The sequence below is a fragment of the Roseateles sp. GW823-FHT07B05 genome (genome assembly GCF_058794515.1).
Genome location: NZ_JBXAGX010000002.1, coordinates 244,335 through 269,582, shown reverse-complemented (window position 1 = coordinate 269,582; position 25,248 = coordinate 244,335). Strand labels below are relative to the sequence as shown.

Below are 25,248 nucleotides of genomic sequence, written 5' to 3'. Positions count from 1 at the left end.
CCGCGGCGATGCAGGAGGCTGCGTGCGCTTCTTCGGCGCGACCCACAGGCCGTGAGTCAAAACGTCCAATGCCACCGGCCCGTCTTTAGGTTCAAGATAGACGGCGTCGCGCCATAGCCGGGAATCGCCCAGATGGATTGGGTTCTTGTAGTTTTCGTTGTGTTCAAGGCCCTGGTGTTCGTCACGGGCATGGTTTTCGCCATCAAGTGGCATTACGACCGTGAGAAGCGGGGCGCGGACAGACGCGCGCTGCTGCGCGCGAGCGGCAAGATCGTCGCCATCTTCGTGGTGTTGCTGCTGGTCTTGCTGCTCCTCACCTTCGGACTCGCCCGGACGCTCGGGATGGACTTGAGCCTGCCGTGAACGCGCGGCAGCAAGCGCGGGCGCGGCGACCGGGTCAGAGCCTGGCCAGTAACTCGTAGGACCGCCGCCGCGCCGCGTGGTCATGCACGGCGCAGGCCATGATGAACTCGTCGGCGCCGGTGCGCTCCGCGGTGGCGGCCAGCCCGGCGCGCACGGTGGCCGGCGAGCCGACCACCGCCTCGCTCAGCATGCGCTCCACCTGCAGCCGCTCCGCGGGTGACCACAGCGACTCCATGCTCGCCACCGGCGGCGGCAGCTTGCCGCGCTGGCCGCGCACCATGCCCAGGAAGCGCTGCTGCGCCGACGTGAACAGGCGCTGCGCCTCCTCGTCGGTGGGCGCGACGACGACGTTCAGCCCCACCATTGCATGCGGCTTCGGGTGCCGCGCGCTGGGCCGGTAGGTGCTGCGGTAGATCTGCAGCGCCTGCATCAGCATCTCCGGCGCGAAGTGCGACGCGAACGCGAACGGCAGTCCCAGGTAGGCAGCCAGTTGCGCGGAGTAGAGGCTGGAGCCCAGCAGCCAGATCGGCACCTCGGTGCCCTGGCCCGGCACGGCGCGCACCGGCGCTTGCGGCGACTCGGCCGCCAGGTAGCCCTGCAGCTCCAGCACGTCGTTGGGCAAGCCGTCTTCGCCGCCGCTGCTGTCCAGGCTGCGGCGCAGCGCGCGCATCGTGGGCCGGTCGGTGCCCGGCGCGCGGCCCAGGCCCAGGTCGATGCGGCCGGGGAACAGCTCGGCCAGCGTGCCGAACTGCTCGGCGATGGTCAACGGCGCATGGTTGGGCAGCATGATGCCGCCCGCGCCGACGCGGATGCGCCGGGAGGCCGCCGCCAGCTGGCCGATCAGCACGGCCGTGGCCGAACTGGCCACGCCTTCCATATTGTGGTGCTCGGCCACCCAGTAGCGCGTGTAGCCCAGCTCATCGGCCAGCTTGACGAGGTCCAGGCTGTTCAGCAGCGCGTCGCGGGTGGTGGCGCCTTCGACGACGGGCGCGAGGTCCAGGATGGAGAGCGGGGGCAGGGCAGTCATGCCGCCATCTTGCCGACGCTGGCTTGGCCCCGTCAGCCCGGGGATTTGCGCAGGTGTGATTGCAGCCAGGGACCGATGCGCGCCTCGTAGGCGGCCGCGTCGAAGGCGTGCAGGTCCACATGCGCGGCGCCCGGCATGGCCCACAGCGTCTTGGGCGCCGGCGCGGCAGCGAACAGCGCCTCGGTCTCGGGCCAGCGGGTGTGCAGGTCGTCGGTGCCCGAAGCCACCAGCAGCGGCGCACGCACGCGGGTGATGGCGGCGATGGGGCGCAGCTGATCGGTGCTGATGCCCAGCCGAAGCGGGATCTGCACCAGCAGCAGCGGTGCCAGCAGGTGGGCGGCAGTGCGGCCCAGGCGCATCGCGAGGCGGTCCTGCAGCGCGTCGACGATGGTGGGGTAGACCGACTCCAGCACCAGCGCGTCCAGCTCCGGCTGGCGCTGCGCGAACAGCAGCGAGGCGCCGCCCAGCGACGCGCCGATGGCGCCGACCTTCTCGCCTGGCAGCCGTGTCCGCAGCCACGCGAGCGCCGCATCGGCGCCGGGCGCTTCCAGGCGGCCGAAGCCGATGCGCCCGCCGCTGCTCTCGCCGTGCGACGGCGCGTCCACCAGCAGGCTGGCGATGCCCTCGCGCTGCAGCCAGCGGGCACGCGCCAGCATCTGCAGGCGGCTGCCGCGCACGCCGTGCATCAGCAGCACGGCGCCTTCGCCGGGGCGGCCGGGCACGAACCAGCCGGCCAGGTGCTGACCGTCGCCGTAGCGCAGCGTCACCGTCTCGGCGTGCAGGTCGGCCGGCGGCGCGCCGATGGCGGCGGGCACGGGGCGCGTCAGCCATTCGCCGGCGGCCAGGCTGATGCCGGCCAGCACCAGCGTGAGTGACAGCGCGAGCGCCAGCAGCGCGATGACGGGTCGTTTCACGCGAGGGCCATCGCTTGCGCCAGCCTGCCGGCGTTGTCGGCGCACAGGGCTCGAAAGGCGGGGCTGATGCGCGGGTCGTCCGCCGCGGCGCGCCAGAAGCCCAGCGCACCCGGCGCCGTGCACTGCCAGCGCTCGCGCTCGGCCGGCAAGGGCAGGGCGGGCTGCAGCGCGGGCGACGTGACCTCGCCGCCGGCTTGCGGCGCGTAGCGCATGGGCAGCTGGTCGTAGCTGGGCGCGAGGCGCAGGCCCGTGGCGTCGTGGAAGAAGCCCAGGTTGCCGCCGTGCATGTCGCTGTTGCCGATGAGCTGGCCGAACAGCTGGCGCTGCGCCGCGCGTTCGGCGTCGGCCGCGCTCAGCAGGCCGCGGGCGGCCAATGCCGCGGTCACGCGGGTCCAGTCGTCCGTCGCCTCGCCGACGAGGCCGGCGTTGGCCTGCGCCAGGCTCACCACGCCGCGCCGCCCGTGCAGGCCCACGCGGTCGAAGCGCTCGCTCTCCAGGAAATGCCGCCCCGCGTGCGCCAGCAGCCGCGTGCGCGCCGCGTCGTCGCCCAGCGCGTCGGCGGCAAGTTGTTCGCAGACGAGCAGGTCGCGCCAGCGCTGCACGGTGGCCGAGTCGTCGGCGCCGCTGAACTTGACGACGCAGTGCGGCGTGGCCATGCCCGGCAGCGCGCGCGCGACGGTGAACTTCGGGAATTCGCCACCGGCCGACGAGCCGGGCAGCGCGCCGTCCAGCGCCTGTGCGGCAAGCCGTGCGCAGGCGGCGGGCAGGTCGTCCTCGGCCAGCGGCGCCGCGGCGGCCAGCCGGTGGTCGAGGAAGCGGCGCAATGCGGCGTCGCCCACCAACAGTTCGCCCGGCAGGTCGTCGCCGAAGGCGCCCAGCGACAGCAGCAGCGCGTCGTCGTCCCAGTCGCGCGGGTCGGGCGGCAGCGCGAGGCCGGGCGCGTGCCGGCGCGCGAAGGCGCGGCCCAGGAAGCCCTGCGGCCGCAGGTCGTAGAGCGGGTAGGGCAGGCCGTCGTGCCAGCCGTCGCGCGCCTCCTCGGGCACGGGCCAGGCCGGTGTGGCGGCCTCCAGGTGGCAGCCCCGCGGCCAGATCGGCCGCAGCAGGCCCACCGCCTGCGGCCGCCCGTCGGCGTCGATGCGGTACAGCGGCGCTTCTGCCCGCTGGCCGCGGATCTCGCGCCGCCAGGCGGTGCGCCGCCGCCGCGTCTGCCCGGCCGCCACGACGGCGTCACCGGCCGTGGCGATCAGCCGCTGCGCCGTCTTCGTGGAGCAGCCCAGCGCCGCGGCGATGTCCGCCAGCCCCAGCGGGCCGCGTGGGCGGAGCAGGCGTTCGAGGCTGGGCAGATCGGCGGGCATGGATTCAGGCGGTGTGTCCTGAATTTTGTCCTGAATTGAAAGTAAAAATCAAATGTAAAACAAAGACTTGTGGTGCCTGAGTGCGGTTCTGTGTCCTGAATTGAAAGGTCAGTTCATGCGCCCGGCATCAGCGTGCCGCGCACCAGTTGCGCTCCGTCCGGGTGGGGCCGCAGCCGGGCGCCCGATTCGCGCATCAGCGCCAGCATGCGGCGGTTGTCGGCCAGCACGTCGCCAAACAGCTGCTGCACGCCCTGCCGCCGGGCCTCGGTGGCCAGGTGGGCCATCAGCCGCCGGCCCAGGCCGAGGCCCTGCCAGTCGTCGGCCACGGCCAGCGCGAATTCGGCGACCGACGGCTGCGCCGGGTCGCAGACGAAGCGCGCGTCGGCAATGACCGGCCGGCCGGGCGCCCCGGCCTCCACGACCCAGGCGCGGTGCAGCCGCTGGTCCACGTCGGTCAGCAGCGTCAGCAGCGCGGGGCTGAGCTCGCGCAGGCCGAAATGGAAGCGCTGGTGGCGTGAGTCCAGCGACAGGCCGTTGAAGAAGGTCTGCTCGGCGCACTTGTCGCCCGGGCGCAGCAGCCGCAGCAGCGCCGCACGGCCGCCGGGCAGCACCCAGCGATGGGCGGCCTCGACAGTGGCCGGCGCCAGTGCGGTGTTCACGGCCGGGCCTCGGCGGGGCGCAGGTCCAGCACGGCGCGGGCGCTCAGCGCGCTGACGGTGACGCCGCGGTCATCGGGCACGACGAAGCACTGGCCCGGCTCCAGCACGATGTCGCGCGCGTCATGGTCCAGCGTCACCCACAGCGTGCCCTCGGCGCTGCACAGGTGGGTGTCGCGCGCCTCGGGCAGGCGCGAGGTCTGGCCGCGTTGCAGCAGCAGGCGGGTGTGCGGGACGTCGATCAGCATGTCAGGCTCCTTGCATGCTTTCTGGGCATGGTGTGTGGCCTGAATGGTGATTGCCAGCTTCATGGTAGACAAACGATGATTCGGAAGACTTCACATTCCCACAGATCATGTCAACCAAGCCGTTGGACCGCCTGCCGCCGCTGCAGCTGCTGGCCGCCTTCGAGGCCGCCGCCCGCCACCTGAGCTTCACGCAGGCGGCGGCGGAGCGCTTCGTCACGCAGTCGGCGATGAGCCGGCAGATGCGCCAGCTGGAGGAGGAACTGGGCGTGACGCTGTTCGAGCGCCGCCACCGCGCGCTGGCGCTCACCGAGGACGGCCAGCGCCTGTACGCCGCCTGCGCCAGCGCGCTGAACACGCTGCGCGTGGCGGTGCGCACCGTGCGCGAGCCGCACCAGCGCCAGCTGCTGGCGCTGACGACGACGCCGGGTTTCGCGTCGCTGTGGCTGATCCCGCGGCTCACCGCGTTCACGCGCGCCCACCCGGGCATCGATGTGCGCCTGGACGCGGGCCTGGGCAACCGCAACCTGGCCAGCGAGGGGTTCGATCTGGCCATCCGCTACAGCCCGGTGGGCGTGGCCCAGGGGCGGCAGCTGTTTGCCGAATCCATGGTGCCGGTCTGCAGCCCGCGGCTGGTGGGCGAACTGGGCCTGCCACTGCGCGAGCCGGCCGACCTGGCCCGCCACACGCTGCTGCACCTGGCGATGGACGGCGACAGCGCGGGCATGCCGGCCGAGTGGGAGGCCTGGCTCAGCGCCTGGGGCCTGGCCGACCTGCGGCCGGCGGCGCGGCTGAGCTTTTCGAGCTATTCGGAGGCCATCGCCGCCGCCGTGGCGGGGCAGGGCGTGGCGCTGGGCCGGCGGCCGCTGGTGGACGCCTTGCTGGCGTCCGGCCAGCTCGTCACGCCGTTCGACGCCGGCATCGCGTCGGCACGGGCCTACCGCCTCATTGTCGACCCGGCGGCCAAGGCTCGGCCGGCGGTGAAAGCCTTCGAGCAGTGGCTGCTGGCTGCCTGCGGCCAGGCGGACGCCTGACCAGGCAGCATCAGTAGGGTTTGGTGACCACCAGGTTGACTGGCACCTGGACAGCGCCGAGATCCTGGTACACCGACACCTCCAGCTTGCCCGCCGAGACGGGCGCCGCGAATTGCCACTGCACGGCGACGGTGGTGCCGTCGGTGCCGCCGCGCCTGGAATAAGCGCCGCGCTCGCCGGCGACGGCCGAGCCGTCCGGCTTGACGAGCCTGACGGCGGCGATGGCGCTGACCCGGTCATCGCCGCTGAGCGTCACGGAGCCGGCATCGACGTTGGCCACCACCACGTTGCCCAGGCCCAGCTCCAGCTTCTGCCCGACCTTGGGCTGGAACGGCACGCTGGTCTTCTTGACCGCGCTCGCCACCATGACCCTGACCTGGCCGCTGAAGACGACACCCGCGACACCGCCATCCGGCAGCCGGGTCACGGAGAACGAATAGGTCGTCTTCCGGCCGTCGGCGCTGAGTTTGCGAAAGCCCGCCACGCTGGCCGCACCCAGCGGTGCCTGCGTCTTGTTGGCCAGGATGGCCGTGGCGGTGACCTTGGCGTCGTCGCCGAAGCTGGGCAGGTCGACGATGAGCCGGTTGTCGAAGGCGACGACCGCATGCGTCTCGACCTTCTCCTGCGCGCCGAGGCTGCCCATGGGCAGCAGGTTGTTGTCCCGTCCCGGTGGCGCCTCGATGAACTGGGCGCCGAACTGCTTGACGGAAAACGACGGCGTGTCGGCGACGGCGGCGCCGCTCAGCAGCAGGGCCGCGGCCAGGGCAATGCAGGCTTTCATGTGTGCTCCCATGTCGTCTGGATCTGTCGGTGGACGCGCCCGCCCGCTGCCCCGGGTGACCCGGGCCCGCAGCGGCGAGGCAGGCTCAGCCCGCCAGCCCGGCGTAGACGTGCTGCACGTCGTCGTTGTCGTCCATCGCGGCCAGGAAGCTCTCCACCTCCTCCAGCTGCTCGGCCGTGAGGCTGCTGGCGGCGATGGGGTTCTTGGGCCGGTAGCCCAGCTTGGCGCTGAGCACCGTGAAGCCCTGGGCCGGCAGCGCGCGGCTGACGAGGTCCAGGTCGGTCGGGTCGGTCAGGAAAACGGTGACGCCGTCCTCGTCGGCCGGCAGCAGGTCCTGCGCGCCGGCCTCGATGGCGGCCGTGTCGGCATCCGCGCCGGGGGTGGTGGCTTCCGCCTCGATGAGGCCGACGTGGTCGAAGTCCCAGCTCACCGAGCCCGGCGTGCCCTGCTGGCCCTTGCGGAACAGCACGCGCATGTCCGACGCGGCGCGGTTGGTGTTGTCGGTCAGCACCTCCACCATCACCGGCACGCGGTGCGGCGCGAAGCCCTCGTAGATGACCTGCTCGAAGTGCACCGTCTCACCGGTCAGCCCGGCGCCCTTCTTGATGGCGCGGTCCAGCGTGTCCTTGGGCATGGACACCTTGCGCGCCGCCTCGACGGCCATGCGCAGCTTGGAGTTGTCCTTCGGATCGGCGCCGTTGCGCGCCGCGATCATGATGTCCTTGGCCAGCTTGCCAAACAGCTTGCCCTTCGCGTTGGCGGCGATGTCCTTGTGTTTGGCTTTCCATTGCGCGCCCATGGCGAATCCTGTCTTTGCGTGATGAAGCCCGAGGCAACAGGCCTCGGGCGGGGCGCTACTTTACGGGCTGCGGCGCGGGCCTACAGCGGCGTGCGCCGGGCCAACATCTCGCGCTCCAGCTGCAGCGCGTCGGCGTCGGCACTCAGGCCGATGTGGCTGCGCCCGTTCGGCGACACGCGCCCCTGCGCCTGCTGCACCACGTGCCAGGCTTCGTGGGGCAGGTGGTGCTGCTGGCCCGGCGCGAGGTGGATGTCGGTGCCCTGCGCATAGGCATGGGCGTTCAACTGCGCCGGCTTCGAGGAGTTGTAGTGGACGCGGACGTGGTCCAGGTTCATGCCCGACAGCGCTTCGATGCCCGCCTTGAGTTTGTCCGGAAGTCCGTTGCTTGAATTGCCCATGAGCTCGTCTCCATGCAGTGTTGATGCGCCTCGAAGCGCGCCTTGATTCTGGCGCGATGCCGGGACCGCCTCAATCGGAACTTCCCAGCGTCGCCGCCACCTTCCTCGTCTGCCCGCTGCGCCACACGGTGAGCGTCACCTTCTCCCCGATCTGCCGCGTCTCCAGCAGTGACAGCATGTCGTCCAGGTCCGCCACCGGCTGGCCGTCGACGGCGGTGATGACGTCGCCCTGCACGATGCGCCGGAACCGGTCGTAGCCAAACGGCTTCAGCCCGGCTGCCGCCGCCGGGCTGCCGCTGGCCACGTCAGCCAGCAGGACGCCCTTGGGCGCACCCAGCGCCTGGGACAGCTGCGGTGCGCCGGCGGTGATGCCCAGCGCCGGGCGGATGAAGCGGCCGTCACGGATCAGCCGCGGCACGATGCGGTTGACCTCGTCGACGGGGATCGCGAAGCCGATGCCCGCGCTGGCGCCGCTGGGGCTGTAGATGGCCGTGTTGACGCCGATCAGCCGGCCGGCGGAGTCCAGCAGCGGGCCGCCGGAGTTGCCGGGGTTGATGGCCGCGTCGGTCTGGATCGCGCCCTTGATCGTGCGGCGGGTGACGGACTCGATCTCGCGGTTCAGCGCCGACACGATGCCGGTCGTCAGCGTCTGGTCCAGCCCGAAGGGGTTGCCGATGGCATAGACCTTCTGGCCCACCTGCAGCTCGCGGCTGGTGCCGATCTGGATGGCGGGCAGCTTGTCGCGCGGCGCCTCGATGCGCAGCACGGCGATGTCGCGGTCCGGGAAGGCGCCCACCAGTTTGGCGGGATAGCTGTTCTGGTCGTGCAGCGTCACGGTGGCGCGGTCACCGTCCTGGATGACGTGGAAATTGGTGACGATGTGGCCGTCGGCGTCCCAGACGAAGCCGGTGCCGGTGCCGCGCGGCTGCTCGCTGGCGCGCAGCGAGAAGAAATCTCTTTGCACGGACAGCGTCGTGATGTGCACCACCGACGGGCTCACGCGTTTGAAGACGCTGATGTTGTTCATCTCCTCGGCGTCCAGCGCGCCGCGGGCGGCGACCGGCCGCGGCTGGGCGGCCTTGTTCTGGGCCTCGGCGGGGCCGGTGGCGAGCAATACGATGAGCGGGAGCGCGAGCAGACGCAGGAACATGGCGCAGGCCGTGGCGGTGTCGATGCGGCGCATTGTGGTTGCAGACGAAGGGGGATGCATGAAGCGAGCGTTATGGGGTCTGGGGCTGGGGTTGGCGCTGTCGGGCGCCTGGGCGCAGCAGGTGTGGAAGTGCGAGGCGGACGGCAAGGTCGTCTTCAGCGACAAGCCCTGCCCGCAGGCCGGCAAGCCGGTGTCCGAGCGCAGCCTGCGGCCCAACGTGGTGGACGCGATCAAGCCGGAAGTGGTGGACGCGGCGATGGGCCGGACCGCTGCGTCGGCGCCGGCGGCCCCGCCGTCGCAGGGCAACGCCTGCCCCGGCGATGGCGAGATCCGCGGCATGCAGACCCGCGCCAACTCCACGACGCTGGGCGACGCCGAGCGCCAGTTCCTGCAGGACGAGGTGCGCCGCGCGCGCCAGTGCCGCAGCGGCCAGGGGCGCTACCGCGACGCTGACTGGGACATCAGCCGTGAGGCCCAGGCGGCGCAGACCCAGCTCAGCGACCGCGCCCGCCAGGACGCCCGGCTGCGCGCCGAGGCCATGCACAGCGCGGCCGACCCGGACGAGGGCGACCGCATCGCGCGCCGCCGCATCGCCGAGGAGCGGCTGGCGCGGCGGCAGCAGCAGTCGGTGCTGCGGGGCCAGAATCCGGCCTCCACACCCTTGCCCTGACGCGCGCCCTCAACCTTGCACGCCCGCTCCGACCGCCTCGACGCCCTGCGCGGCGCCGCCATCGTCTGGATGGCGGCCTACCACTTCTGCTTCGACCTGAACCACTTCGGCTGGATCCGGCAGGACTTCTACCGCGACCCGGTCTGGACCTGGCAGCGCACCTGCATCGTCAGCCTGTTCCTGTTCTGCGCCGGCGGCGGCCAGGCGCTGGCCGTGGCGGCGGGGCAGCGGGCCGGGCGCTTCTGGCGGCGCTGGGCGCAGGTGGCGGGCTGCGCGCTGCTGGTGACGCTGAGTTCGCGCGTCATGTTCCCGGACAGCTGGATCAGCTTCGGCGTGCTGCAGGGCATCGCCGTGATGCTGGTGCTGCTGCGGCTGGGCTTGGCGCGACTCCCGGACGCGGCGCTGCTGGTGCTGGCCGCCTCCGCCATCGCGTTGCCGCGCTTCGTGCAGCACCCGTGGTTCGACTCGCGCTGGACGGACTGGGTGGGGCTGGTCACGCACAAGCCCGTCACCGAGGACTACGTGCCGCTGCTGCCGTGGATGGGCCTGATGCTGCTGGGCTTCGCCGTCACGCGCCGCTGGCCGCGGCTCTGGCAGGGCCCGGCGCCGGCGCCACTGGCGGTGCTGGGGCGCTGGTCGCTGAGCTTCTACATGGTCCACCAGCCCGTGCTGATCGGCGCGCTGATGGCCGTCCAGTTCGTTCGTTGAGGAGATCCGCAGATGAAGAAAACGATGCTCGCGGCCGCGCTGGGCCTGCTGCTGTCGGCGGCCGCTGGCGCCGCGCCGTTCGCCTGGCCCGGTGGCGCGAAGGCGGCCGTCAGCCTGGGCTACGACGACGCGCTGGACAGCCAGCTGGACCACGTCATCCCGCAGCTGAACAAGCGTGGCCTGCGCGCCAGCTTCTACATCCCGATCAACGGGCCCACGCTGCCGGCGCGGCAGAACGAGTGGAAGGCCGCCGCAGCGGCCGGCCACGAACTGGGTAACCACAGCCTGTTCCACGGCTGCTCGGCCAAGGGGCCCGGCCGCGAATGGGTGCAGCCGCAGCGCGACCTGGACCGCCAGATGGCCGCGCAGGTGCAGGAGCAGGTCATTGCCGCCAACACCTGGCTGCAGGCGCTGGACGGCAAGACGCGCCGCACGTTCACGCCACCGTGCTTCGACCTGACGGCCGGCGGGCAGGACTTCGTGAAGGCGCTGCAGCCGCACTTCGTCGCCTTCCGCGCCGCGCCGCCGGCGCTGACGACCGACACCGCGCAGCTGGACCCGTACGCGATGCCGGCCTACTTCGTCGAAGGCTGGACGGGCGAGCAGCTGATCGCGCTGGTCGAGAAGGCGGCGGCGCAGGGCGCGATGGTGTCGCTGCTGTTCCACGGCGTGGGCGCCGAGCACTTGAGCGTGACGCGCGAGGCGCATGACCAACTGCTGGACCATCTCGCGAAGAACAAGGCACGCTTCTGGACCGACTCGATGGTCAACATCATGGAAAACGTGCGCAAGCAGGCGGGCCGCTAGGCAAGTGCGCCCCTCGTCCAAGGCGTACCTTGGCCGGTCCCCCGAGGGGACGGCGATGCGTGCGGCGTTGAGCCGCACGCACATCGCCCTGGCGGGCCGGCTTGGGGCGGCCCGGCGCTCGGCCCGACAATGCGCGTATGAGTTCGCCTAAGTCCGTCCTGTTCGGCTTCCACGCCGTCACCGTCCGCCTCAAGACCCAGCCGGGGTCCGTCGCCGAGGTCCACTTCGACCCCGCGCGGCGTGACCAGCGCATGCGCGCGTTCATCGAGCGCGCCAAGGAGGCCGGCGCCAAGCTTGTGGAGAGCAGCGACGAGCGGCTCAGCCAACTGGCCGGCAGCCCGCGCCACCAGGGCGTCGTCGCCCGCGTGGCGGCCATCGCGCAGCCGCATTCGCTGGACGACGTGCTGGACGCCGTCGAAGGCCCGCCGCTGGTGCTGGTGCTCGATGGCGTGACCGACCCGCACAACCTCGGTGCCTGCCTGCGCGTGGCCGATGGCGCCGGGGCGCATGCCGTCGTCGCGCCCAAGGACCGCGCCGTGGGCCTGAACGCCACGGTGGCCAAGGTGGCCAGCGGTGCCGCCGAGACGGTGCCCTACCTGATGGTCACCAACCTGGCACGTACCTTGAATGAGCTGAAGGAACGCGACATCTGGGTCGTCGGCACGTCGGACCAGGCCGAACGCTCGATCTATGACCTCGACCTCAAGCGCCCGATCGCCTTCGTGCTGGGCGCCGAAGGCGAGGGCATGCGGCAGCTGACGGCCAAGACCTGCGACGAGCTGGTGCGCATCCCGATGGCCGGCGCCGTCGAGAGCCTGAACGTGTCGGTGGCGTCGGGCGTGTGCCTGTACGAGGTGCTGCGCCAGCGGACCACGTCGGGCAGTCGATAATTCTGACTGTTTAGAAAAACTGGGGGTTCCCGCCATGGCCGTCATCGAAGTCAAGCACCCGCTCGTCAAGCACAAGATCGGCTTGATGCGCGAGGCGGACATCTCGACGAAGAAGTTCCGCGAGCTGACGGGCGAGATCGCGCGGCTGCTGGCCTACGAGGCGACAGCGGACTTCCCGACCGAGAAGGTCACGATCAACTGCTGGAGCGGCCCGGCCGAGTGCGACCAGATCGCCGGCAAGAAGGTCACCGTGGTGCCCATCCTGCGCGCGGGCTTAGGGATGCTGGACGGCGTGCTGGACATCCTGCCCAACGCCAAGGTGTCCGTCGTCGGCCTGGCGCGTGACCACGAGACGCTCAAGCCGGTGAACTACTTCGACAAGTTCGTCGGCAGTCTGGAAGCCCGCACGGCGCTCATCATCGACCCCATGCTGGCCACGGCCGGCAGCATGATCGCCACCGTCGACCTGCTGAAGGCGCGCGGCTGCAAGGACGTGCGCGCGCTGGTGCTGGTGGCCGCGCCCGAGGGCGTGAAGGCGCTGCAGGAAGCCCACCCGGACGTGCGTTGCTGGACGGCGGCCATCGACAGCCACCTGAACGACGTGGGCTACATCATCCCCGGCCTGGGCGACGCCGGGGACAAGATCTTTGGAACCACGTGATCGTCCTCAAAGGACTTCGCGCAGCGCCCGGCGCAGCAGCGCCAGGCCTTCGTCCAGCTCGGCTTCGCTGATGTTCAGCGCCGGCATCAGCCGGATCAAGTGAGGGCGGGGCGCGTTCAGCAGCAGGCCGACGGGTTCCAGCGCCTGGGCCGCGGCGACCACCGCGGGCGCCACGTCCACGGGCAGCACCAGCGCCCGCAGCAGGCCCAGGCCGCGTTCACCGACCAGGCCGAACTCCCGCGCGAGGGCCTGCAGGCCGGCTGACAACTGCACGGCGCGCGCCCGCACGCCGGCCAGGAACTCCGGCCGGCACACCTCGTTGACGACGGCCAGCCCCACGGCGGCCATCAGCGGGTTGCCGGCGAAGGTGCCGCCCTGGTCGCCCGGCTCGAAGCAGTTGAATTCCTCCTTGCACAGCAGCGCCGCCAGCGGCACGCCGCCGCCCAGGCCCTTGGCCAGCGTCATCACGTCGGGCTTGATGCCGTAGTGCTCGTAGGCAAAAGCGTGGCCGCAGCGGCCGATGCCGGTCTGCACCTCGTCGGCGATCAGCAGCACGCCGCGCTCAGCGGTAAGCGCGCGCAGCTCGCGCACGAAGCCCGGTTCGGCGACGACGACGCCGGCCTCGCCCTGCACCAGCTCGATCATCACGGCCGCCGTGTGTGGCGTCAGCGCGCGCTCCACCGACGCGATGTCGTTCAGCCGCGCCTTCTTGAAGCCGGTCGGCATGGGCGCGTAGATGTCGCCCCAGCCCGGCTTGCCCGACGCGCTCATCATGGCCAGCGTGCGGCCATGGAAGGCCTGCTCGAAGCCGACGATCTCGTGCGCGCCGCCGCGCCGGCGGCTGCCCCAGCGGCGTGCCAGCTTCACCGCGCCTTCGTTGGCCTCGGCGCCCGAACTGGCCAGGAACACGCGGTTGAAGCAGCTGATCTCCACCAGCCGCCCGGCCAGGTCCAGCAGCGGGCGGTTGTAGTACGCGGGGCTGGGGTTCAGCAGGCGCTGCGACTGCGCCAGCAGTGCCTGCGTGATCAGCGCCGGGCTGTGGCCCAGGCTGTTGACGGCCCAGCCCTGGATGAGGTCGAGGTAGCGCTTGCCGTCCTCGTCGACCAGCCATGCACCGTGGCCTTCGGCGAAGACCGTCGCGGGCCGCTGGGTGATGGTGATGAGGGCGTGTCCGGGGTCCGTCATGGCGTGTCCTGGGTGATCGATGGCCGCGAGTTTGTGGGCATCGCTCGATGGCCGCCATGACGCTGTTCCCACCTTTTCTGCCATCATCGCGGCGTGACCTGCCGCATCGCCTTCGTCGTCTTCCCCGGCTTCCAGCAGTTCGACCTGGCCGGGCCCATGGCGGTTTTCGAGGTCGCGCGGCTGGCGCTGCCGGGCAGCTACGACTGGCGGCTGGTGGCCAGCGCGCCGCCGGCCGTGCGCAGTTCGGCCGGCGTGGCCTGGCCGGTGCAGGGGCTGCCGCGGGCCTTGAGCGACCTGGACCTCGTCATGGTGATCGGCGGCGACGGCGTGGATGCGGCCTGCGGCGACGCCACGCTGATGCGCTGGCTGAAGCGCGCCAGCCGCTCGGGTGCGCGCATCGCCAGCATTTGCAGCGGCAGCCTGTTGCTGGCGGCGGCGGGGCTGCTGGACGAGCGCACGGCGACGACGCACTGGTCGCGCAGCCGGCAGTTCGCCACCGACTACCCCGCCGTGCGGCTGCAGCCCGACCGCATCTACGTGCGCGAGCCGGCCCAGCGCGCGCCGCAGCGGCCCGAGGTGTGGACCAGCGCCGGCATGACGGCCGGCATCGACCTGTGCCTGGCGCTGCTGGCGCACGACCACGGCGAGGACATCGCCCGCGAAGCTGCGCGCCAGTTGGTGGTGGAGCGACGCCGGCCGGGCGGCCAGTCGCAGTTCTCGCCGCTGCTGGAGCTGCAGCGGCCGGACGGGCGCTTCGGCGTGCTGCTGGACGAGGTGCGCCGCGACCTGCGCCAGGCCCACCGCGTGGAAGACCTGGCGGCGCGGGCCTGCATGAGCCCGCGGCACTTTGCGCGCTGCTTCCGCGCCGAGACGGGCGCGACGCCGGCCGAGGCGGTGGAGCGGCTGCGCGTGGAGGCTGCCCGCGCGGCGCTGGAGGGCGGGGCGGCGTCGGTGCTGCGGGTGTCGCTGGACTGCGGCTTCGGCAACACCGAGCGCATGCGCCGCGCCTTCCTGCGGCTGCTGGGGCGGCCGCCCGCGGCCTTCCGCCCGGGCGGCGCGGCGGCGTGAAATTTCACCCCCCGGCCCGGTGATCCCTGGCGGCGCGCCGCTGCGTCTGTACAGGCAGGCAAGCCAGTCCGGCGCGCCACCCCCGACTCCAGGAGAGCGACATGGCCACACTCACCACCCCCACCATCACCCTCGGTGCCATCGCCGCCGGCAAGCGCGACGTGACCGTCGCCGGCACGATGAAATTCGACGCCAGCGACGTCGGCCGCACCTACCGGCTGGAGATCAAGCTCTATGGCGAGGACCTCACGGGCGACAACCTGCCGTCCGGCGACAGCGGCGCCGACGACCTCATCAGCACCTACACCTGGCTGGCCGGCGGCGTGCTGCTGCGGCCCTACAAGGCCGTGACGGTGCTGGCGGCCGGCAGCGTGAACTTCTCGGAGAAGCGCGCCATCGAGACCAGCAAGCTCGATGAAGACGCCGGCACGCAGATCGTCGGCTGGGCGGACATCAACACGCCCATCATCATGCCGCGCTCCGACGAGGTCTATGCGCAGGTCACGCTGAGCGCGTCGCCGGTCAGCAAGCGGTCCACGACCGTCCAGGCCGGCATTGGTGTCTAAACCAGGCCCAGCGCGCCCAGCACGCCGCCGCCGAGCACCATCCAGACGAGGCCCAGCTTCGTCCTCAGCGTGAGCGCGACGGTGGCGGCGATCAGCGCCAGCGTGCCCCAACGGTGCTCGCTGGCGCGCAGGAAGGGCAGGGCCAGCAGCCAGCCGGTGGCCAGGATGAGGCCCAGCGTCAGCGGCATCATGCCGGCCGAGAACGCGCGCAGGCCCACATGGCCGCGGTTGGCGCGCATCCAGCGCGTGGCTGTCAGCGTCAGCACGGTGGAAGGCAGCAGGATGCCCGCCATGGAGGCTGTGGCACCCGCCAGCCCGGCCACGTTGTAGCCCAGCACGGCGACGAACAGCACGTTGGGCCCCGGCGCAGCCTGGGCCAGCGCGATGGACGACGTGAAGCCGGCGTCCGACAGCCAGCCGGTGCGGTCGACGAGGAAGCGGTGCATCTCCGGCACCGTCGAGATCGCACCGCCGATCGACAGCAGCGACAGCGTCAGGAAGTGCAGGAACAGGTCGGGCAGGTTTACCGGCGTCGTCATTTGAGCTTCCACCACGCGATGGCCACGCCGCCGCCGCCCAGCAGCGCCAGCACCGTGATCAGCGGCCAGCGCAGCAGCGCGATCAGCACGAAGGCCAGCAGCGCCAGCGTGGCGGCCAGCGGCCGGCCCAGCGGGCTGGTCTTGAGCGCCGGCAGCAGCTTGATGCCGGTGGCCAGGATGAGCCCGGCCGACACGGCGCCCATGCCGCGCAGCGCGTCCAGCGCCACCGGGTGGCCGGCCAGCTGGTCGAACACCGCCGCCAGCACCAGCACGACGGCCGCCGGCACCGCCAGCATGCCGGCCAGCGCCGCGACGGCGCCGCGCAGGCCGAAGAAGCGGTCGCCGATCATCATGGACAGGTTGACGACGTTGGGCCCGGGCAGCACCTGCGCGATGGCCAGCGTCTCGACGAACTCTTCCCGGGTCATCCAGCCCAGGCGCTCCACCAGCTCGCGCTGCGCCACCGCCAGCACGCCACCGAAGCCCTGCAGCGCCAGCCGCGTGAAGGCGACGAACAGCTCGGCCGGCGATGTCGGGCGGGTCACCGCAGGACCTTGAGGGCGTCCGGGTTGACGATGTTGGTCGGCTGCGACCTGATGAAGTTCAGCACGTTGTCGAACGCCGCGTCGAAGTAGAGCTCGTAGCTGTCCTGCTCCACGTAGCCGATGTGCGGCGTGCAGACTGCGTTCTCCAGCCGCAGCAGCGGGTGGCCCTGCAGGATGGGCTCGCTCTCGAACACGTCGATGGCGGCCATGCCGGGCCGGCCGCGGTTCAGCGCCGACACCAGCGCGTTCTCCTGCACCAACTCGGCCCGCGACGTGTTGACGAACAGCGCCGTGGGCTTCATCTGCGCCAGATCCTCGGGCGCGACGATGCCGCGCGTGGCGTCGCACAGCCGCAGGTGCACGGTCAGCACGTCGGCCTCGCCGAAGAAGGCCTCGCGCGACGGCGCGGCGCGGTAGCCGTCGGCCTCGGCGCGCAGCCGCGACGCCTCGCTGCCCCACACCATCACCTGCATGCCGAAGGCGCGGCCGTAGCCGGCCACCAGCTGGCCGATCTTGCCGTAGCCCCAGATGCCCAGCGTCTTGCCGCGCAGCACCATCCCCAGGCCGAAGTTGGCCGGCATGGACGCCGCCTTCAGCCCGGCCTGCTGCCAGGCGCCGTGTTTGAGGTTGCCGATGTACTGCGGCAGCCGGCGCATGGAGGCCATGATGAGGGCCCAGGTCAGCTCGGCCGGCGCGACCGGGTTGCCCACGCCCTCGGCCACCGCGATGCCCAGCCGCGTGCAGGCGTCCACGTCGATGTGGCTGCCGACGCGGCCGGTCTGCGAGATCAGCTTGAGCTTGGGCAGCTTCTCCAGCAGCTGGCGCGGGAACGCCGTGCGCTCGCGGATCAGCACCAGCACCTCGGCGTCACGCAACCGCACGGACAGCTGGCCGATGCCCTTGACCGTGTTCGTGAAGACCTTGGCGTTGAGGGGTTCCAGCTTGGACGCGCAGCGCAGCTTGCGCACGGCGTCTTGGTAGTCGTCCAGGATGATGACGTTCATGGGGGCATCACGTTTTGGGGCATTGTGCCCTCGGGTCGAGCAGGCTTCCGGTGGGCTGGCTACGATCGCTTTCCCGATAGGAGACCCACCCGATGACCACCTTCTCCATGCACGCCGCGAGCGCGCCCGCGTTCGCCAAGATGCTGTCCAACATGCTGACCTGGCTGGAGGCCGCCAAGGCCCACGCCGAGGCGAAGAAATTCTCCACCGACGTCTACCTGACGCTGCGGCTGGCGCCCGACATGCTGCCGTTCACGAAGCAGATCCAGATCGCCAGCGACGCCGCCAAGGGCTGCGTGGCCCGCCTGGCCGGCCAGGAGATCCCGAAGTACGAGGACAACGAAGCCTCGCTGGACGAGCTGGCCGAGCGCATCCGCAAGACGCGTGATTTCGTGCTGTCCGTGCCCGAGGCCGCCTTCGCCGGCGCCGAGACGCGCGAGATCAGCATCCCGCGCCGCAGCGGCGACCCGCTGAAGTTCGACGGCGCGAACTACCTGCGGCATTTCGCGCTGCCCAACTTTTATTTCCACGCGACAACGACTTACGCCTTGTTGCGCCATGCCGGCGTGCCGCTGGGCAAGAACGACTACCTGGGCGGCTGATACGCCGCCAGGGCGGGAAATGCTGCGCAATCCGCAGCCTATTTCCCGGCCCGGCGGGGGCGATGCGGCTTGAGAATCCAGGGACGATCCGCTCAAGCCGCCCGCCGCATGGACATGACCACGCCTCCCGCCAACCCGCCACAAGGCCTCGCCCTCGTCGAGCAGTGGCTGGCGCTGGCCCGCGGCGGGGACATGTCGCTGCCGGACCTGATGAATGCGGCGTCTCAGCTGCAACGGGCCGGCGCCGTCGACGCGGCGCTGCTGCTGTACCAGACCTGGGTGGCCGGCACGCCGTCGCCGCTGCGCTACGTGGCCTGCTTCAACTGGGGCGCCATCCTGGGCGAACTGCGCCGGCATGCCGAAGCCGAGGCCATCTACCGCATGTCGCTGGCCATCGCGCCGAAGTTCGACCAGGCCCGGCTGAACCTGGGCCACCAGCTGGAGCACCTGGGCCGCGAGGACGAGGCGCTGGCCGAATGGCGCACCGTCTACGAGAACGAGCAGCCGCAGAGCCTGGGCGCCGAGCCGCTGGCGCTGCGCCTGCACGGCTTCAACAACGCCGCGCGGCTGCTGGAGCAGCAGAAGCGCTACGACGAGTCCGAGGCGCTGATGCGCCGCTCGCTGACGCTGGACCCGCGCCAGAGCGACGTGGCCCAGCACTATGTGCACATCCGCCAGAAGCAGTGCGCCTGGCCGGCCTACCAGACCTTCGGCGAGGTCACGCACAACCACCTGCTGATGAGCACGTCGCTGCTGGCGATGCTGGACGAGAGCGACGACCCGGCGCTGCAGCTGCTGACGTCGATGCGCTTCATCCACGAGAAAGTGCCCAAGGTCACCGAGCCGCCGCTGCACAAGGGCCGCCAGCGCGAGGGGAAGATCAGGATCGGCTACCTGTCCGGCGACCTGCACATGCACGCCGTGGGCCTGCTGACGGCCGAGCTGTACGAGCTGCACGACAAGGAAAAGTTCGAGATCCACGCGTTCAGCTGGAGCAAGGAAGACGGCACGCCGCTGCGCGCACGCATCCGCGCCGCGATGGACAGCTACACGCCGGTGCACGCGATGACCGACCGCCAGGCCGCCGAGGCCATCGCGGCCGCCGGCATCGACGTGCTGGTGGACCTGCAGGGCCTGACCAGCGGCGCCCGCCCCGGCATCCTGGGCTGGCGCGGCGCGCCCGTGCAGGTCAGCTACCTGGGCCTGCCGGCCACGTCTGCCATCCCGGGCGTGGACTGGATCCTGGCGGACCGCTTCGTCATGCCGCCCGAGGCGCTGCCGTACTACACCGAAAAGCCCATCTACCTGCCGCACTGCTACCAGGTCAGCGACCGCCAGCGCGTGGCCAATGCGCCGCCGACGCGGGCCGAGGCCGGGCTGCCGGAGAACGGCTTCGTCTTCTGCGCGTTCAACAACAACCACAAGATGAGCGAGCCGGTGTGGCGCTGCTGGATGCGCGTGCTGCGGCAGGTGCAAGGCAGCGTGCTATGGCTGCTGGCGGACAACCCGTTCGCGCAGGCCAACCTGACCCGCGTCGCGGCCGAAGAAGGCATTGCGCCCGAGCGGCTCGTGTTCGCGCCGCGCGCGCTGCCGGCCGACTACCTGGCCCGCTTCCAGCTGGCCGACCTGTTCCTGGACACCTTCCCGTACAACGCCGGCACCACGGCCAGCGACTGCCTGTGGATGGGCACGCCCATCCTGACGCGCTCGGGCAAGACCTACATCTCCCGCATGGCCGGCAGCCTGCTGACGGCCGTGGGCCTGCCCGACCTGATCACGACGACGATTGACGAGTACGAGCAGCGGGCGGTGCAGATCGGCAACCAGCCGGCGCGGGCGGCGTCCTACAAGCGCTACCTGGCCGAGCACGGCCGCAGCTCGCCGCTGTTTGACATCCCGGCCATCGTGCGCGATATAGAGCGCGAGTTCGAGCGCCTGGCCCTTGCCGAGCGCGCCAAAGCCTGATGCCCCGCCCGCACGACCCCTTCTTCGACGGCCAGCCGCAGGCGCCGGGGTTGCGCCTGGCCGCCAACGGCGAGCCGCCACCGCCGCCGGACCCGCTGGAAGGCCTGGCCAACCAGCCCGCCGGCGACCCGCTGCTGCAGGCGCTGTCCTGGCTGACGCGCCACCATGGCAAGCCGCGCTCGCCGGAGTCGCTGCGCGCCGGCGCGCCGGTGGACGGGCTGCTGGCGCCCGACGGCGCCATCCGTGTCATGCGCGAGGCCGGCTACAACGCCGGCCTGCTGCGCAAGTCCATCGACGACATCAACGGCCTGCTGCTGCCGGCAGTGCTGCTGCTCAACGGCGGCGACGCCTGCGTGCTGGTGCGCCGGCTGGACGACCCCGCCGCGGTGGCGCCGGGCGCCTGCCGCTACGAGGTTGTCTTCCCCGGCCCCGAGGCGGCGGCCGTGCCGGCCACGACGGCCGAGCTGGAGCCCGAGTACAGCGGCTTCATGCTGGCGGTGTCGCCGGTGGAGTCGGCGCAGGGCGCGCGCGCCGAGTCGCCGCTGCTGAAGTTCGGCGAGCAGGGCCTGTCCTCGCACTGGCTGTGGGGCACGCTCAAGCGCTTCATGCCGTACTACCGCGCGTCGATGATCGCGGCGCTGCTGTCCAACGTGCTGATGCTGGTGTCGGGCCTGGTCACGTCGGTCATCTACGACAAGGTCATCCCGCACCAGGCGATGGTGACGCTGTGGACGCTGGCCGTGGGCGCCGGCGTGGCGCTGCTGTTCGACCTGTTCGCGCGCCAGCTGCGCTCGCACCTCATCGACCTGGCCGGCCGCAAGGCCGACCTGCTCATCGGCGCCAAGCTCTACCGCCAGACGCTGGGGGTGCGCATGGAGCACAAGCCCGCGTCGGCCGGTGCCTACGCGGCCCACCTGGCGCAGGTGGAGATGGTGCGCGAGTTCTTCACCGGCGCCACGCTGTCGGCGCTGACGGACCTGCCGTTCCTCATCATCTTCATCGCGATGACCTTCGTCATCGGCGGCCCGCTGGGTTGGGTGCTGGTGCTGGCGGTGCCGGTCATCCTGGGCCTGAGCTGGACCATCCAGGGCGCGCTGCGCCGCGCGATGCGCACCAACATGCAGGAGACGGCCGACCTGCACGGCACGCTGGTCGAGTCGCTCGAAGGCCTGGAAGACCTGAAGACCTCCGGCGCCGAAGGCCGCTTCCTGCGCCGCTACGAGCAGGCCACCGCGGTGGTGGCCGATACCGCGCTGACGTCACGCGCGCTGTCCAGCTGGAGCATGAACCTGTCCAGCACGCTTCAGCAGGCCATCAACCTCATCATCCTCGTCTGGGGCGTCTACCTGATCCACGACGGCATCATCACGGCCGGCGCGCTGATCGGCTCGGTGATGTTCGCCGGCCGCGCCATCCAGCCGCTGGGCAGCCTGGTGAGCCTGGCCACGCGCTACCAGGGTGCGCGCGCGGCCATGCTGTCGCTGAACCAGATGATGAATGCGCCGGTCGAGCGCGACGGCAGCCGCAACTACGTGCCGCTGGGCACCGTGACCGGCAAGGTGGGGCTGCACGACGTGGGCTTTGCCTACCCGGCCGCCGCCACCAGCCATGCGCAGGGCACCCCCGAGGGCACGGCGCCCAAGGTGCTTCGCAACGCGACGATGCGGCTGCAGGCCGGCGAGCGCGTCGCCATCCTGGGCCGCATCGGCAGCGGCAAGTCCACCATCCTGCGGCTGCTGGGCGGCCTGTACCAGCCCACCGAGGGCATGGTGGAGGTGGACGGCATCGACCTGCGCCAGATCGACCCGGCCGAGTACCGCTCGCGCGTGGGCTTCGTGAGCCAGGAGCCGCGCCTCTTCCTCGGCACGCTGCGCGACAACGTGCTGATGGGCCGCGCCCACCTGGACGCCGGCCGCCTCGTCGAGGTGGCCAAGCTGACGGGGCTGGACCGCGTCGTGGCCAGCCACCCGATGGGCTGGGACCTGCCGGTGGGCGAGATGGGCCAGCTGCTGTCGGGCGGCCAGCGCCAGCTCGTCGCGCTGGCGCGCGCGCTGATCACCAAGCCGCAGGTGCTGCTGATGGACGAGCCCACCAGTTCCATGGACGCGCAGAGCGAGATGGCCTTCCTGCGCCAGCTGCGTGATGCGGCGGGCACGGCGACGCTGGTGGTCGTGACGCACCGGCCGGCCGTGCTGGAGCTGGTGCAGCGCATCGTCGTCGTGGACGCCGGCCGCATCGTCATGGATGGCCCGCGCGACCAGGTGCTGGCCGCGCTGTCCGGTGTGCGCCCGGCCACGCCCGCCCAGGGCGGCGAGGGCGTGCACATGCATCCGTCGGCCCAACCTGTGCAGCGCTCGGCCTCGGTATGAGCAGCCTGACGAAAGAGGAAGGCCTGTTCGTCAGCGCCATCCACGCCGCGCACATCGACGAGCCGCTGCCGCGCGCGACCTGGGCGCTGTACCTGCTGTGCGCGGTGGTGGTGGTGGCCATCACGTGGGCGTCGCTGGCGCGCGTGGACGAGATCACCCGCAGCGACGGCCGTGTCGTGCCGGACGGTCGTGAGCAGGTCATCGCCAGCCTGGATGCCGGCATCCTGCGCGAGCTGAAGGTGCGCGAAGGCCAGGAGGTGCAGGCGGGCGACGAACTGGCCACGCTGGACCCGACGCGCGCCGAGTCCCAGCAGGCCGAGGGCCAGGTCAAGCTGATGGCGCTGAAGGCCGCCGCCGCGCGGCTGACGGCGGAGTCCAACGGCCGCGCCAGCATCCAGTGGCCGGCCGACGTGGACCCCAAGAGCCGCGCCGCGCTGGCCGAGACCGAATCGTTCGAGGCGCGCAAGCGGCTGATGGAGGAGGCCGTGGCCGCCATCAACCGCAGCCTGGGCCTGATCTCCAAGGAGCTGAAGCTGGCGCAGGACATGTCGCGCAGCGGGCTGATGAGCGACGTGGAAGTGATGCGGCTGAACCGCCAGGTCAACGAGATGCAGCAGCAGCGCACCGAGCGCCAGGCGCGCTACCGCCAGGAGGCCAGCCAGGACCTGGTGCGCGTGCAGAGCGAGCTGGCGCAGCTGGACGAGCAGATGGTGGTGCGTCAGGACGCGCTGACGCGCACGGTGCTGAAGTCCCCGGTGCACGGCGTCGTCAAGGCCGTGAAGATCAGCACCACCGGTGGCGTCGTCGCCAGTGGCGCGCCCATCCTGGAGATCGCGCCCATCGGCCCGAAGGTGCTGGTGGAGGCGCGCATCAAGCCGCGCGACATCGGCTTCGTCCGGCTTGGCCAGACGGCCGAGGTCAAGCTGGCCGGCTACGACTTCAACACCTACGGCGGCCTGGAAGGCAAGGTCACCTACATCAGCCCCGACGCCGTCACCGAGGGCGACAAGACCGGCGAGGGCCACTACCGCGTCATCGTCACCGCCGAGCGCAACAACCTCAAGTACAAGGGCGAGAAGCTGCCGGTCATCCCGGGCATGACGTCGCAGGTCGAGATCAAGACCGGCGAACGCTCGGTGCTGAGCTATCTGCTGCGGCCGATGATGAAGTCGCAGGAGGCGTTGCGCGAAAGGTAGGCCCCTCGCCTGGTCTGGCCGCGCTGGACGCGGGCCTACCCAGTCGGGACCGCGTAGCGGCCAGTGGCCGCTACGCTTCGGCAGGCACATCGAGTCCACTGGACTCAATGTGTCCGGCCGAAGCCCCCGAGGGGACGGCGATGCTCGCGGGGGAGGCCCCGCTCGCACATCGCCTGACGGGCCGGCTTGGGAGCGGCCCGGCGCTCGGCCCGAAAGACAGCCGGGTCGACCTCGGGATGGCGTGAACAAGGGCTGGCCCAAGCCCGCTTTTCCGGGCTTTGGACCGGGGGGCGGGATGGTCTAGTGACGGGGCCATGCTGTACGTCATCCGCCTTCTCTTCGCGCTGGGTTTCGCCACCTTCGGTGCCTTCGCTGCGGCGCAGTCGCGCCCCGCGAAGCCGGCCGTGCCGCCACCGGCACCCGCCGTCGAGGCGCCTCAGGGGCGCTGCAACGAGGAGGACGCCGGCCTGTCGCGCCTGGGCCGCGACATGACGGCGCTGGAGACCAACAGCAGCGACCCGCGCGCGGCGCTGCAGGCGCTGATCGAGACGACGACGTCGCGCAGCAAGGCGCTGGGCGCCGTGCGGCTGCTGGCCGACGCCGCCCGCTCCGACGTCGAGGAAACGCGCGCGCTGGGCCTGCCCACGGCGACGCTCAGCGTCAGCCCCAATGCCGTCTACCAGCGCGTGGGCGACTTCAGCGTCAAGCGGGCGCAGCTGGGCGTCACGCTGAGCGCCGGCATGCCGCTGTGGGACTTCGGCCGCGTCGCCAAGCTGACCGAGTGGCGCAAGGAGCTGGCCGAGGTGGCCGCGCAGGGCCAGCGCAGTGCGGAGGAGCAACTGTCGCTGACCGTCGTGTCGCTGGCGCTGGACCGCAGCCGCTACGTGCTGCAGGGCCAGGTCTACACGCAGTACGTGCGCAAGATGGCCTGCCTCGTCGATGCGCTGGAGATCATCACCAAGGCCGACCGCGGCCGCGCCAGCGAGCTGGTGCAGGCGCAGAAGAGCCTGCAGCAGGCCGACCTGGCGCTGGAGCAGACGATGTCGGCGCTGCGCCAGACCGAGGTGCGCCTGAGGCGGCTGGTGGGCGAGCCGCTGCCGCCCAGCATCGGCATGACGGCCACGCTGTCGGTGCTGCCCGAGCTGGCGCAGATGGAGAGCGACATCCTGCTGGGGGCCGACGTGGCGCAGGCCGAGGCGCAGGCGCGCTCGCAGCGCAGCTTTGCCGAGTCGGTCATCGCCGGCCAGAAGCCCAGCGTCAACCTGACGGGCTCGGCCAGCGCGCTGTACCGCAGCGGCGCTGCCGTCGCGGGCGAGAACCGCTCGGGTGACATCGGCGCCGGCGTGTCGCTGACCATTCCCATCCTGCAGCCCGGCGCGCAGGCCCAGGCCAGTGCCGCCGTGCAGCGCTACCGCGCGACGGTGCTGCAGCGCGACGAGGCCATCGAGGCCAAGCGCTACCGGCTGCTGGAGATGCACGAGGTGGGCCTGTCCGCGCTGGACCGCGCACGGCGCATCGTCGAGATCCTGCGCAACAGCGACCGTGTGCGTGCGTCCACGCTGCAGCAGTGGCAGCAGCTGGGCCGGCGCTCGCTGTTCGACGTGATGGCCGCCGAGGGCGACTACTACGGCATGCGCGTTGCGCATGTGAACGCGATGTTCGATGCGCAGCAGGTGGTCGCGCTGATCTGGAGCATGGGCCGGGGCGTGGCGACGCCGTTGCGCTGACGAGCCGGCCTCTGCCCCTGTGTG

At 71.4% G+C, this 25,248-nt stretch carries 27 protein-coding genes; 14 read left to right on the top strand and 13 right to left on the bottom strand.

The window, feature by feature from the left end:
• The first annotated feature begins 132 nt into the window (after positions 1–132).
• Entirely contained in the window at positions 133–363 is a 231-nt protein-coding gene (locus tag AC1Q7O_RS05535) for a hypothetical protein (RefSeq protein WP_492658193.1), read from the top strand.
• 34 nt (positions 364–397) lie between these two features.
• Here the strand turns inward: AC1Q7O_RS05535 and AC1Q7O_RS05530 are convergent, their stop codons facing one another.
• The 5 genes from AC1Q7O_RS05530 to AC1Q7O_RS05510 form a co-directional block, all read right to left on the bottom strand.
• Complete coding sequence (locus AC1Q7O_RS05530; protein ID WP_492658392.1) at positions 398–1,381, bottom strand: LLM class flavin-dependent oxidoreductase; 984 nt, start codon at positions 1,379–1,381, stop codon at positions 398–400.
• Between the two features lie 41 nt (positions 1,382–1,422).
• The gene (locus tag AC1Q7O_RS05525; protein WP_492658194.1) at positions 1,423–2,304 is read right to left on the bottom strand and encodes an alpha/beta hydrolase; all 882 of its coding nucleotides are present in this window, start codon (positions 2,302–2,304) and stop codon (positions 1,423–1,425) included.
• Positions 2,301–3,659 (bottom strand): type II toxin-antitoxin system HipA family toxin YjjJ, encoded by a 1,359-nt coding sequence (gene yjjJ / locus AC1Q7O_RS05520; protein WP_492658195.1) that lies wholly within the window; start codon positions 3,657–3,659, stop codon positions 2,301–2,303. The genes AC1Q7O_RS05525 and yjjJ overlap by 4 nt, the downstream gene beginning before the upstream one ends.
• A 113-nt stretch (positions 3,660–3,772) precedes the next feature.
• The gene (locus AC1Q7O_RS05515; RefSeq protein ID WP_492658196.1) at positions 3,773–4,318 is read right to left on the bottom strand and encodes a GNAT family N-acetyltransferase; all 546 of its coding nucleotides are present in this window, start codon (positions 4,316–4,318) and stop codon (positions 3,773–3,775) included.
• Positions 4,315–4,563 (bottom strand): DUF2917 domain-containing protein, encoded by a 249-nt coding sequence (locus AC1Q7O_RS05510; RefSeq protein ID WP_492658197.1) that lies wholly within the window; start codon positions 4,561–4,563, stop codon positions 4,315–4,317. The genes AC1Q7O_RS05515 and AC1Q7O_RS05510 overlap by 4 nt, the downstream gene beginning before the upstream one ends.
• Positions 4,564–4,670: 107 nt before the next feature.
• Here AC1Q7O_RS05510 and gcvA point away from each other — a divergent pair, with 107 nt between their 5' ends.
• Positions 4,671–5,594, top strand: a complete 924-nt coding sequence (gcvA, locus tag AC1Q7O_RS05505; RefSeq protein WP_492658198.1) for a transcriptional regulator GcvA — start codon at positions 4,671–4,673, stop codon at positions 5,592–5,594.
• Positions 5,595–5,604: 10 nt separating this feature from the next.
• Here gcvA and AC1Q7O_RS05500 read toward each other — a convergent pair whose 3' ends face one another.
• From AC1Q7O_RS05500 to AC1Q7O_RS05485, 4 genes are all read right to left on the bottom strand, one after another.
• Positions 5,605–6,375, bottom strand: coding sequence for a hypothetical protein (locus AC1Q7O_RS05500; RefSeq protein WP_492658199.1), 771 nt, complete (start codon positions 6,373–6,375; stop codon positions 5,605–5,607).
• Between the two features lie 85 nt (positions 6,376–6,460).
• Entirely contained in the window at positions 6,461–7,174 is a 714-nt protein-coding gene (locus AC1Q7O_RS05495; RefSeq protein WP_492658200.1) for a YebC/PmpR family DNA-binding transcriptional regulator, read from the bottom strand.
• A gap of 80 nt (positions 7,175–7,254) precedes the next feature.
• Complete coding sequence (locus AC1Q7O_RS05490; RefSeq protein ID WP_492658201.1) at positions 7,255–7,572, bottom strand: eCIS core domain-containing protein; 318 nt, start codon at positions 7,570–7,572, stop codon at positions 7,255–7,257.
• A gap of 70 nt (positions 7,573–7,642) precedes the next feature.
• Positions 7,643–8,755, bottom strand: coding sequence for a S1C family serine protease (locus tag AC1Q7O_RS05485; protein WP_492658202.1), 1,113 nt, complete (start codon positions 8,753–8,755; stop codon positions 7,643–7,645).
• 25 nt (positions 8,756–8,780) lie between these two features.
• On the opposite strand from AC1Q7O_RS05485, the gene AC1Q7O_RS05480 reads away from it, so the two are divergent.
• The 5 genes from AC1Q7O_RS05480 (at position 8,781) to upp (ending at position 12,458) form a co-directional block, all read left to right on the top strand.
• Positions 8,781–9,392: a hypothetical protein gene (locus tag AC1Q7O_RS05480; protein ID WP_492658203.1), complete on the top strand. Its 612-nt coding sequence runs from the start codon at positions 8,781–8,783 to the stop codon at positions 9,390–9,392.
• A 15-nt stretch (positions 9,393–9,407) separates the two neighbouring features.
• A complete protein-coding gene (locus tag AC1Q7O_RS05475) occupies positions 9,408–10,100 on the top strand; it encodes an acetyltransferase domain-containing protein (RefSeq protein ID WP_492658204.1) in 693 nt (230 codons plus the stop codon).
• 12 nt (positions 10,101–10,112) lie between these two features.
• Complete coding sequence (locus tag AC1Q7O_RS05470) at positions 10,113–10,907, top strand: polysaccharide deacetylase family protein (RefSeq protein ID WP_492658205.1); 795 nt, start codon at positions 10,113–10,115, stop codon at positions 10,905–10,907.
• 137 nt (positions 10,908–11,044) lie between these two features.
• Complete coding sequence (gene rlmB / locus AC1Q7O_RS05465) at positions 11,045–11,797, top strand: 23S rRNA (guanosine(2251)-2'-O)-methyltransferase RlmB (RefSeq protein ID WP_492658206.1); 753 nt, start codon at positions 11,045–11,047, stop codon at positions 11,795–11,797.
• 34 nt (positions 11,798–11,831) lie between these two features.
• On the top strand, positions 11,832–12,458 hold the full coding sequence (gene upp, locus AC1Q7O_RS05460) for a uracil phosphoribosyltransferase (RefSeq protein ID WP_268169175.1): 627 nt from the start codon (positions 11,832–11,834) through the stop codon (positions 12,456–12,458).
• 6 nt (positions 12,459–12,464) lie between these two features.
• Here the strand turns inward: upp and AC1Q7O_RS05455 are convergent, their stop codons facing one another.
• Positions 12,465–13,643, bottom strand: a complete 1,179-nt coding sequence (locus AC1Q7O_RS05455; RefSeq protein WP_492658207.1) for an acetylornithine transaminase — start codon at positions 13,641–13,643, stop codon at positions 12,465–12,467.
• 93 nt (positions 13,644–13,736) lie between these two features.
• Here AC1Q7O_RS05455 and AC1Q7O_RS05450 point away from each other — a divergent pair, with 93 nt between their 5' ends.
• A complete protein-coding gene (locus AC1Q7O_RS05450; protein ID WP_492658208.1) occupies positions 13,737–14,711 on the top strand; it encodes a GlxA family transcriptional regulator in 975 nt (324 codons plus the stop codon).
• Positions 14,712–14,812: 101 nt separating this feature from the next.
• Positions 14,813–15,277: a hypothetical protein gene (locus AC1Q7O_RS05445; RefSeq protein WP_492658209.1), complete on the top strand. Its 465-nt coding sequence runs from the start codon at positions 14,813–14,815 to the stop codon at positions 15,275–15,277.
• Here the strand turns inward: AC1Q7O_RS05445 and AC1Q7O_RS05440 are convergent.
• From AC1Q7O_RS05440 to AC1Q7O_RS05430, 3 genes are read right to left on the bottom strand one after another with little or no spacing between them, the layout of a single operon-like run.
• Positions 15,274–15,816: a chromate transporter gene (locus AC1Q7O_RS05440; protein WP_492658210.1), complete on the bottom strand. Its 543-nt coding sequence runs from the start codon at positions 15,814–15,816 to the stop codon at positions 15,274–15,276. The two genes, AC1Q7O_RS05445 and AC1Q7O_RS05440, sit on opposite strands and share 4 nt — an antisense overlap.
• Positions 15,813–16,361, bottom strand: a complete 549-nt coding sequence (locus AC1Q7O_RS05435; protein ID WP_492658211.1) for a chromate transporter — start codon at positions 16,359–16,361, stop codon at positions 15,813–15,815. The genes AC1Q7O_RS05440 and AC1Q7O_RS05435 overlap by 4 nt, the downstream gene beginning before the upstream one ends.
• The gene (locus tag AC1Q7O_RS05430) at positions 16,358–17,365 is read right to left on the bottom strand and encodes a D-2-hydroxyacid dehydrogenase family protein (RefSeq protein WP_492658212.1); all 1,008 of its coding nucleotides are present in this window, start codon (positions 17,363–17,365) and stop codon (positions 16,358–16,360) included. The genes AC1Q7O_RS05435 and AC1Q7O_RS05430 overlap by 4 nt, the downstream gene beginning before the upstream one ends.
• 92 nt (positions 17,366–17,457) lie before the next feature.
• Between AC1Q7O_RS05430 and AC1Q7O_RS05425 the strand changes: the two genes are divergently transcribed.
• The 5 genes from AC1Q7O_RS05425 to AC1Q7O_RS05405 all read left to right on the top strand — a co-directional run bounded on the left by AC1Q7O_RS05425 (position 17,458) and on the right by AC1Q7O_RS05405 (position 25,224).
• Positions 17,458–17,967 carry a DUF1993 domain-containing protein gene (locus AC1Q7O_RS05425; RefSeq protein WP_492658213.1) on the top strand — a complete coding sequence of 170 codons (510 nt, stop codon included), beginning with the start codon at positions 17,458–17,460 and terminating at the stop codon, positions 17,965–17,967.
• Between the two features lie 108 nt (positions 17,968–18,075).
• Entirely contained in the window at positions 18,076–19,932 is a 1,857-nt protein-coding gene (locus tag AC1Q7O_RS05420) for an O-linked N-acetylglucosamine transferase, SPINDLY family protein (RefSeq protein ID WP_492662671.1), read from the top strand.
• Positions 19,932–22,301 carry a type I secretion system permease/ATPase gene (locus AC1Q7O_RS05415; RefSeq protein WP_492658215.1) on the top strand — a complete coding sequence of 790 codons (2,370 nt, stop codon included), beginning with the start codon at positions 19,932–19,934 and terminating at the stop codon, positions 22,299–22,301. The genes AC1Q7O_RS05420 and AC1Q7O_RS05415 overlap by 1 nt, the downstream gene beginning before the upstream one ends.
• Complete coding sequence (locus AC1Q7O_RS05410) at positions 22,298–23,497, top strand: HlyD family type I secretion periplasmic adaptor subunit (protein ID WP_492658216.1); 1,200 nt, start codon at positions 22,298–22,300, stop codon at positions 23,495–23,497. The genes AC1Q7O_RS05415 and AC1Q7O_RS05410 overlap by 4 nt, the downstream gene beginning before the upstream one ends.
• A gap of 314 nt (positions 23,498–23,811) precedes the next feature.
• On the top strand, positions 23,812–25,224 hold the full coding sequence (locus AC1Q7O_RS05405; protein ID WP_492658217.1) for a TolC family protein: 1,413 nt from the start codon (positions 23,812–23,814) through the stop codon (positions 25,222–25,224).
• The last annotated feature ends 24 nt before the right edge of the window (positions 25,225–25,248 follow it).

What these genes read in the sequence shown, in the direction of transcription:
- AC1Q7O_RS05535 (WP_492658193.1), top strand. Translation starts at nt 133, where the DNA reads ATGGATTGGGTTCTTGTAGTTTTCGTTGTGTTCAAGGCCCTGGTGTTC.
- yjjJ (WP_492658195.1), bottom strand. Translation starts at nt 3,659, where the DNA reads ATGCCCGCCGATCTGCCCAGCCTCGAACGCCTGCTCCGCCCACGCGGC.
- AC1Q7O_RS05510 (WP_492658197.1), bottom strand. Translation starts at nt 4,563, where the DNA reads ATGCTGATCGACGTCCCGCACACCCGCCTGCTGCTGCAACGCGGCCAG.
- gcvA (WP_492658198.1), top strand. Translation starts at nt 4,671, where the DNA reads ATGTCAACCAAGCCGTTGGACCGCCTGCCGCCGCTGCAGCTGCTGGCC.
- AC1Q7O_RS05500 (WP_492658199.1), bottom strand. Translation starts at nt 6,375, where the DNA reads ATGAAAGCCTGCATTGCCCTGGCCGCGGCCCTGCTGCTGAGCGGCGCC.
- AC1Q7O_RS05495 (WP_492658200.1), bottom strand. Translation starts at nt 7,174, where the DNA reads ATGGGCGCGCAATGGAAAGCCAAACACAAGGACATCGCCGCCAACGCG.
- AC1Q7O_RS05490 (WP_492658201.1), bottom strand. Translation starts at nt 7,572, where the DNA reads ATGGGCAATTCAAGCAACGGACTTCCGGACAAACTCAAGGCGGGCATC.
- AC1Q7O_RS05485 (WP_492658202.1), bottom strand. Translation starts at nt 8,755, where the DNA reads ATGCGCCGCATCGACACCGCCACGGCCTGCGCCATGTTCCTGCGTCTG.
- AC1Q7O_RS05480 (WP_492658203.1), top strand. Translation starts at nt 8,781, where the DNA reads ATGAAGCGAGCGTTATGGGGTCTGGGGCTGGGGTTGGCGCTGTCGGGC.
- AC1Q7O_RS05470 (WP_492658205.1), top strand. Translation starts at nt 10,113, where the DNA reads ATGAAGAAAACGATGCTCGCGGCCGCGCTGGGCCTGCTGCTGTCGGCG.
- rlmB (WP_492658206.1), top strand. Translation starts at nt 11,045, where the DNA reads ATGAGTTCGCCTAAGTCCGTCCTGTTCGGCTTCCACGCCGTCACCGTC.
- upp (WP_268169175.1), top strand. Translation starts at nt 11,832, where the DNA reads ATGGCCGTCATCGAAGTCAAGCACCCGCTCGTCAAGCACAAGATCGGC.
- AC1Q7O_RS05455 (WP_492658207.1), bottom strand. Translation starts at nt 13,643, where the DNA reads ATGACGGACCCCGGACACGCCCTCATCACCATCACCCAGCGGCCCGCG.
- AC1Q7O_RS05445 (WP_492658209.1), top strand. Translation starts at nt 14,813, where the DNA reads ATGGCCACACTCACCACCCCCACCATCACCCTCGGTGCCATCGCCGCC.
- AC1Q7O_RS05440 (WP_492658210.1), bottom strand. Translation starts at nt 15,816, where the DNA reads ATGACGACGCCGGTAAACCTGCCCGACCTGTTCCTGCACTTCCTGACG.
- AC1Q7O_RS05430 (WP_492658212.1), bottom strand. Translation starts at nt 17,365, where the DNA reads ATGAACGTCATCATCCTGGACGACTACCAAGACGCCGTGCGCAAGCTG.
- AC1Q7O_RS05425 (WP_492658213.1), top strand. Translation starts at nt 17,458, where the DNA reads ATGACCACCTTCTCCATGCACGCCGCGAGCGCGCCCGCGTTCGCCAAG.
- AC1Q7O_RS05420 (WP_492662671.1), top strand. Translation starts at nt 18,076, where the DNA reads ATGGACATGACCACGCCTCCCGCCAACCCGCCACAAGGCCTCGCCCTC.
- AC1Q7O_RS05415 (WP_492658215.1), top strand. Translation starts at nt 19,932, where the DNA reads ATGCCCCGCCCGCACGACCCCTTCTTCGACGGCCAGCCGCAGGCGCCG.
- AC1Q7O_RS05410 (WP_492658216.1), top strand. Translation starts at nt 22,298, where the DNA reads ATGAGCAGCCTGACGAAAGAGGAAGGCCTGTTCGTCAGCGCCATCCAC.
- AC1Q7O_RS05405 (WP_492658217.1), top strand. Translation starts at nt 23,812, where the DNA reads ATGCTGTACGTCATCCGCCTTCTCTTCGCGCTGGGTTTCGCCACCTTC.